Source organism: Hominisplanchenecus murintestinalis, assembly GCF_943193015.1.
In the GTDB taxonomy this organism is placed as follows: domain Bacteria; phylum Bacillota; class Clostridia; order Lachnospirales; family Lachnospiraceae; genus Hominisplanchenecus_A; species Hominisplanchenecus_A murintestinalis.
This window is the reverse complement of sequence record NZ_CALPCM010000033.1, coordinates 24,208-31,106: the sequence shown is the minus strand read 5'-3', so window position 1 is coordinate 31,106 and position 6,899 is coordinate 24,208. Positions and strand designations below refer to the sequence as shown.

Sequence of the window (6,899 nt, the reverse complement as noted above, 5' to 3'; positions counted from 1 at the left end):
CTGCAGGAAATTTAAATTTCCTGCAGCACGTTTCTTTTACGAAAACAAAATATCCATCATCTTATGCCCTTCGGCAACATAATTCCCGCTCGCTTTTGCTTCTCTCTCATTATATTTCCATGTGTTTTTCTGTATCTTCCGGCTGTCATAGAGAATATACGGCACCGGATCGCTTGTATGTGTCCTCGCCCGGATCGGCGTGGGATGATCGGGAAGTATCAGAAGACGGTAATCTTCTCCCGACGCGTCAAGCCCTTCCTTTACCGGACGGATTACCCGGCTGTCCAGGTTTTCAATCGCCTTTATTTTTCGCTCAATACTTCCCTGGTGTCCCATTTCATCCGGAGCTTCTACGTGAATATATGCAAAATCATATCCCTGCTTTACAAGTGCGTCCACCGCCGCCTGCGCTTTCCCCTCATAATTCGTATCCAGACCGCCGTTTGCGCCCTCTACTTCAATATTTGCCATTCCTGCGCCTACGGCAATTCCTTTGAGCAAATCCACTGCTGAAATCATAACGCCTTTTTTATGATTCTTCTCCTCAAAGGAGGTTAAAATCGGCTTTGTGCCCGGTCCCCAAAACCAAATGCTGTTCGCCGGGTTCTTCCCCTGTGCTTTCCGCTCACGGTTAATCGGATGGTTTGCCAGGATTTCATAGCTTCTTTTCTGCATCTCACGCAAAACCCCATCCATAGGAAGATACTGCCCGATTGTCTGGCCCAGTACGTCATGCGGAGGGGTAAGTTCCGCTACCTGCCCTCTGTCCCATATCAGACAGTGACGGTAACTTGTTCCTATGTAGAACTTGTAAGTCTCATTTTCCAGCTCCTTTTTCACCGCCTCCAGAAGCACTGACGCTTCCTCTGTGCTGATTTCCCCGGAACTGTGATCTATAATCGTCTTTTCCTCATACGGCTCTTCTTCCGAAAGGGTAACGATGTTACACCGGATTGCTACGTCGGTATCTTTCATCGGTACGCCGATGCTTAATGCTTCCAGAGGAGAACGTCCCGTATAATACTTTTTCGGGTCATATCCCATCACAGACAGGTTTGCCGTATCGCTCCCCGGCTTCATCCCCTCCGGAATCGTATGTACCAGCCCAATCTCAGACATTTCTGCCAAAACATCCATCGCCGGGGTCACTGCCGCTTCCAAAGGCGTCCTGCCCCCCAGGCTTTCAATGGGTTCATCTGCCATGCCATCGCCCAGCACTACTACATATTTCATATCTATCTGCCTCCATCCCTGCTGCTTATCTCACACGGATCCTGTTAATAACTTCTCCGTACTGTTCTGCCTTCTCTTTGTATGCCGCTTCTGACATCACATCTGTGATAAATCCAAACTCGCCCTCCTGCTCAGGCAGCACAATAGGCTGAACCATGCCAAATATTGTCCTTACTTTTTCTAAATCCGTCTCCGGATTTCCCTTTACGCGTACAAAAAATTTCTTCGCAGAACTGCTGATATCCGCAAGTTCCAGTTTCTCAGGACTCCAGAAGGACATAATATTTTTATTCAAATGCCTTGCCTCATCCACGATATCGGCTGCTACTGCGCTGGCTGTCGGCAATTTTCCCGCGCCGCTTCCATAGAACATTGCATCTCCCAGCACATTCCCATGAACAAAAATTGCATTGAAAACTCCGTTTACGCTGTACAGGGGATCATCTACGCCCACGATTTCCGGCGCTACCATCGCATAGATGTTACCGTCAACTTTCCGGCTGTATGCCAGCAGTTTTACAGTCTTTCCCATTGCTTTCACATATTTGATGTCTGCCGCTGTTATTCCCGTGATGCCTTCTGTATAAATATCTTCGAAACTTACCTGGCGTCCAAATGCCAGGGAGGACAGGATCGCGATTTTCCGGCACGCATCATAACCTTCCACATCGGCCTCCGGATTTCTCTCTGCATATCCTTTATCCTGGGCTTCTTTCAATACATCTGCAAAATCAGACCCCTTTTCAAACATCTCCGTCAGAATATAGTTTGTGGTGCCGTTCAGGATTCCTGTAATCTCGTCAATCTCGTCCGCGGTGAGGGATGAATTCAGCGGCCGGATAATCGGAATACCACCGCCGCAGCTCGCCTCAAACAGATAGTTGCTGTTATTCTCGCGGGCAATCTGGAGAAGCTCTGCGCCATGCCTTGCCACGAGTTCTTTATTTGACGTGCACACGCTCTTTCCTGCCAGCAGCGCTTTCTTCGTAAAAGTATACGCCGGCTCTACACCGCCCATTACTTCTGCAATAATCCGGATTTCCGGATCATTTAAAATAATATCAAAATCATGCACGATTTTCTCCTGCACCGGATCACCCGGGAAATCCCGAAGGTCAAGCACATATTTGATGTTGATTTCCTCGCCTGCCTTTTTGTTGATGCTGCTGCTATTGGTGTTGATAACCTCCACAACTCCGCTTCCTACTGTACCATATCCTAACACTGCTACCTGTATCATCTCTAATCTTTCCTTTCTTTCGGCCCCTTCATTCCCTGGCCAGTATTTTTAAATACATAACGCCTTCTTTTCCTTCAATTTCCTTAATCATATCCGAACTGTCCCCTGTCGTGGGCAGGATGTCCACCGTCAGAGTCAGAGAAGCCACCCCGTTAATCGGGATACTCTGATGAATTGTCAGAATGTTGGCGTTATAATCCGCAACCACATGTAAAACATCTGAAAGCAGCCCCGGCTCATCATTCATCTGAATCACGAAGGTAATACTTTTCCCTCTCGCATTATCATGAAACGGGAAAATGTCATTCTTGTACTTATAAAATGAACTTCTGCTGATACCCGCCTGCTCTGTTGCCTCTTGCACCGTAACAGCCTTCTCAGATTCCAGAAGCCTTTTCGCCTCCACTACTTTCTGCAATACTTCTGGGACAGCCTTCTGCTTAACCACAAAGTATTCGCTTTTTTTCAACATAGTACCTCCCATTTGTTCGCTCTTGGAATACATCTGTTTTCACAACAAAGATATTAACACATTTAGAAAAATGGTGCAACCGTTTTTCTCCACGAAAATTTCAGTCGGAAACTGTCTCTTTTTCTGCCTGTTCTTCTTGTTTCCCTGCCTCCAGCGCAGACACCGGCTCTGCCTTTACAGATATTTCCCGAGTGAGCACAGGCTCTTCCAGAAGCCCTTTTTCCAAAAGCTTCTTCTCGGCTTTCAAATGTGCTTTATATTTTTTTTCTATCTCGCGCGCCGTCCCGGCTCCTGTCGTAAAACGGCTTTCCATACTGCCATTATGGCTCCCTGCCAGAGCGGAAGCTATCATTCCCACCAGCACGATTCCAAGCGCTACCCAGACGATTAACCGCATGCTTTCACTGCCGACTCTTATAATCGCGCTTCCCACCACAAGAACGGCTGCCAACGCATATGCACCGTTTGATATCAACGCATATCTTTTAAAAAGCCTGTTATCCCTGTCTGCTTTCTCTTCATATTCCCCGGAACTTCCCTGTTTTCTCCTCTCCGCAGATACTGACTCTTTCATCTTTTTAAACATATGACCCTCCAAGGCAAGTAAGCTTTTGGCAAGCTGCATTTTGCCGCTTTTTCTACTTATTTTAATATACTGCCTTGAATCTGTCAAATATCATGTCATCTGTTTTGCCTTCGCCGGCTTTTTCACGCTTTCTGTTATCTTCTTATGTGTTGCTTAATATTTTATTAATATTGTGTAATATAATTGACATATTTTGTCGAATCCTCTACAATAAGAGCGTACAGACATCAAACAGAAATGGAGGAATACTACATGAAAAATTATAAAAAACTTTTCATACTTACATGCGCCAGCCTGCTCTGCACAGCTATGCTCAATGGCTGTAAAGCCGCCCCGGAAAATGAAACTTCAGCCGGTACCCAGGCCGAGAGCCAGATTCAGCCTGCTACTGAAAAGCTGACAGAAACACAGGCAGTAACAGAAACCCAGAAACAGACGGAAACCATAAAACAAACGGAAACATCTACGGAAGCGCCGGACACAGAGCCTGGTTCCGACAGCGCTTCTGATGAGAAAGACCGCTATTTTTACGACGAGGCCGGAAACCGTATCCATGTTTCTCTGAATTCCGACGAAGAATGGGCAGACGAGAACGGAAAAACCTATACTTTTCTTGAACACGACATACTTGATAATGAAGGAACCCTGTACTACTATGATCCGCCGGAAGCCCGCAGCTCCACTGGAGTAAACGGCACAGATACCGGAGAGGCCGTAGACCTTTACCTCAGCGACGGTTCTTTCGTCCGTTTGACAAAAGATTCCAACGGGAACTGGGCAGACGGCAACGGCGTCACCTATACCTTAGGCGATGATGGCGCTACCGATTCAAATGGAAATTTCCATCCCTGGTAAGACGCTATTTACCATGTTAGAAATTATAAATCCGGGAACCGCTTTCTGGCGGAACCCGGATTCTTTTTATAATTGCCAAACCGGGATTTAAAAGCATCCCGACATGACCGACAGCCACAAATAAGTATAGACTTTTTAAGAAAAATGATATAGTATTAAAATATCATTCGTTCAGGAAACGATGACTTCCTATAAACTTAATCAGCAGCTCAAACAGAGCAGACATGAGGTATGAAAAGTGGAAAAGAAACGTAAATCTTTTTATTTTCTGCTAACAGTTTCTACATTGGCAATTGTCTGTTTCGTCACATTTTTTTATACTAAACAGCTAAATCAGACAATTTCGGATAATATTATCCATTCAATCAGTGAAATTGCTGAACATGATAAAACTGCTATCCAGACATACATTGAAACCTGCTGGGAGAATTTAGCTAAAATCCATCAGCGTTTTTTTTACTATAACTGCAAAACCCCACAGGATATTGAGACAGGTCTAAATCTGGAATGCGCTTCCAGCGGATTTTCACATATCTATCTTATCGCAGAGGACGGCGCCGTTTATACGGATAAGTATGCCTCCTGTATTCCCGGTGACCACGCCGCAAACGGAGCGCAGGATTTCCTTTCGTATTTTCTAAATGACACGGAAAAGGTTGTCGCACGGTTCGAAGGCAACATTCAGAATACGGACGGTGAAAAAGAAAACATCCTGTACGGCATCCGTTTGAAGGACTCCAAAATCGGCGGAAAGAAAATGTCAGCTTTGATTGGAATCAGCGACATCTCATCTATCCGTGATAATATGGTTATTGACAGTTTTATCAAGAATGGTGAAGCCCGCGGGCACAGCGCCCTTATTGATATGAACGGCGACTATATCGTAAATATTAACAAGGAAATTTACCTGAATAAGAGGAATAACCTATTTAAACATTTATCGGAGTCCCGGGATTCTGAGTTTTCAAATGAGGAAGTCCGGCAGCGGCTTAAAAACCTGGAAACTTTCGGATTTTATCATGCGCATGACGGTGAAAAATATAGGGAATTATTTTATTTCATGCCATTTGGGAATGAAATAAATCTGTATTTTACTATGTCTGTAAACGAAGAAGTTTTCATGGAACAGACCAGGGCATTTGTTACTATGAGCATGGTTATGCTGGCAATCTGCATCGCGACTGTAATCGGCATGCTGCTGGTCATGATGAGATATCAGCTGAAAACCATAAGGGCATCAGAAAAAGCAAAATCCCAAAAGGAATTCCTTTCTAACATGAGCCATGAAATACGTACCCCTCTAAACGGTCTAATCGGTATGAATCACCTGCTCCTGGCAAATATCGACGATGACACCCGGAAGCCGCAGATTAAAGAATGGCTGAGAAAATCTCACAGCACGGCAAATTACCTTTTGTCCCTGGTAAACGATGTTCTGGATATGTCCAAACTTCAGGCCGGCAAAGTTGATATTATAAACGAACCACTCTCTCTGCCTGTACTGATTGATGAAATTTCTTCCATGCAGGCAGATAATATTAAAAACCGCGGTGTGGAATTTATTGTCGAAAAAAAACTGACAGAACCTTACATTGAGGGTGATGCCACCCGTATCAAACAGATTCTGATGAACATTATAGGGAATGCCGCTAAGTTTACGCCGAAAGGCAAATATATCCGTTTTTCCGTAACCCAGGAAAAAACAGACGCTATGCATGTGACCACAATTTATCAGTGCGAAGACGCAGGAATCGGCATATCAAAAGAATACATCTCTCAAATTTTTGACCCTTTCAGCCAGGAAAGGAACCGGAATACAAACGGAGTGAAAGGAACCGGGCTTGGAATGGCAATCAGCAAGCTGCTGACAAACGCCATGGGCGGCAACATCACTGTAGAGAGTGAACTTCATGTCGGAAGTACCTTTACCGTCACGATTCCCTCTGTCATTGTAAAAGATATCCCGGAACACCAGAAACAATTTGAGAAAGAAAATACTTCCGAGGACGATACCCTGGCGGCAGATAAAGAAAGTAATCGCCCCGTAAAAGTCCTGGTCGCTGAAGATGTCGAACTAAACGCTGAAATCCTGCTGGAGATTTTGGAAATGGAAGGTTTCGAAACCTCCCTTGCGAAAAACGGCATAGAAGCTGTGGAACTGTTCTCTGCCTCTGCAATAGGTGAATTTGATATTATCCTGATGGATATGCAGATGCCTGTCATGGACGGCTGTACCGCATCCATGGAAATTCGAAAACTGGAACGGGCTGATGCTAAATCCGTCATGATTTATGCATGCACCGCCAACACATTTCAGGAAGACAAAGAGCGCGCCCTGGCAAGCGGTATGAACGATTTCCTAACAAAACCTATTGATATAGATATCCTTTTGAAAAAAATAGAGAATACAGCAAAGCAATTATGAAACTCAAAAAACGCGAAAAGACCGCTGCCCATTCCAGCGGCCTTTTCATATATTCCAATCATATCCTATTGACCGCCGCCCCGTTTCT

At 44.9% G+C, this 6,899-nt stretch carries 6 protein-coding genes; 2 read left to right on the top strand and 4 right to left on the bottom strand.

Annotated features, from left to right (window positions below; translation table 11 throughout):
* Positions 1-36: 36 nt before the first annotated feature.
* The 4 genes from NFR99_RS11110 to NFR99_RS11095 form a co-directional block, all read right to left on the bottom strand.
* On the bottom strand, positions 37-1,233 hold the full coding sequence (locus tag NFR99_RS11110; RefSeq protein ID WP_251353634.1) for a cofactor-independent phosphoglycerate mutase: 1,197 nt from the start codon (positions 1,231-1,233) through the stop codon (positions 37-39).
* A gap of 25 nt (positions 1,234-1,258) precedes the next feature.
* Positions 1,259-2,473 (bottom strand): homoserine dehydrogenase, encoded by a 1,215-nt coding sequence (locus tag NFR99_RS11105; RefSeq protein ID WP_120484490.1) that lies wholly within the window; start codon positions 2,471-2,473, stop codon positions 1,259-1,261.
* A gap of 28 nt (positions 2,474-2,501) precedes the next feature.
* The gene (locus NFR99_RS11100) at positions 2,502-2,945 is read right to left on the bottom strand and encodes an ACT domain-containing protein (protein ID WP_120484489.1); all 444 of its coding nucleotides are present in this window, start codon (positions 2,943-2,945) and stop codon (positions 2,502-2,504) included.
* A gap of 100 nt (positions 2,946-3,045) precedes the next feature.
* Positions 3,046-3,531, bottom strand: a complete 486-nt coding sequence (locus NFR99_RS11095; protein ID WP_120484488.1) for a hypothetical protein — start codon at positions 3,529-3,531, stop codon at positions 3,046-3,048.
* Between the two features lie 252 nt (positions 3,532-3,783).
* Between NFR99_RS11095 and NFR99_RS11090 the strand changes: the two genes are divergently transcribed.
* Positions 3,784-4,386 (top strand): hypothetical protein, encoded by a 603-nt coding sequence (locus NFR99_RS11090; protein WP_120484487.1) that lies wholly within the window; start codon positions 3,784-3,786, stop codon positions 4,384-4,386.
* A gap of 238 nt (positions 4,387-4,624) precedes the next feature.
* A complete protein-coding gene (locus NFR99_RS11085) occupies positions 4,625-6,811 on the top strand; it encodes an ATP-binding protein (RefSeq protein ID WP_251353633.1) in 2,187 nt (728 codons plus the stop codon).
* Positions 6,812-6,899 lie beyond the last annotated feature (88 nt).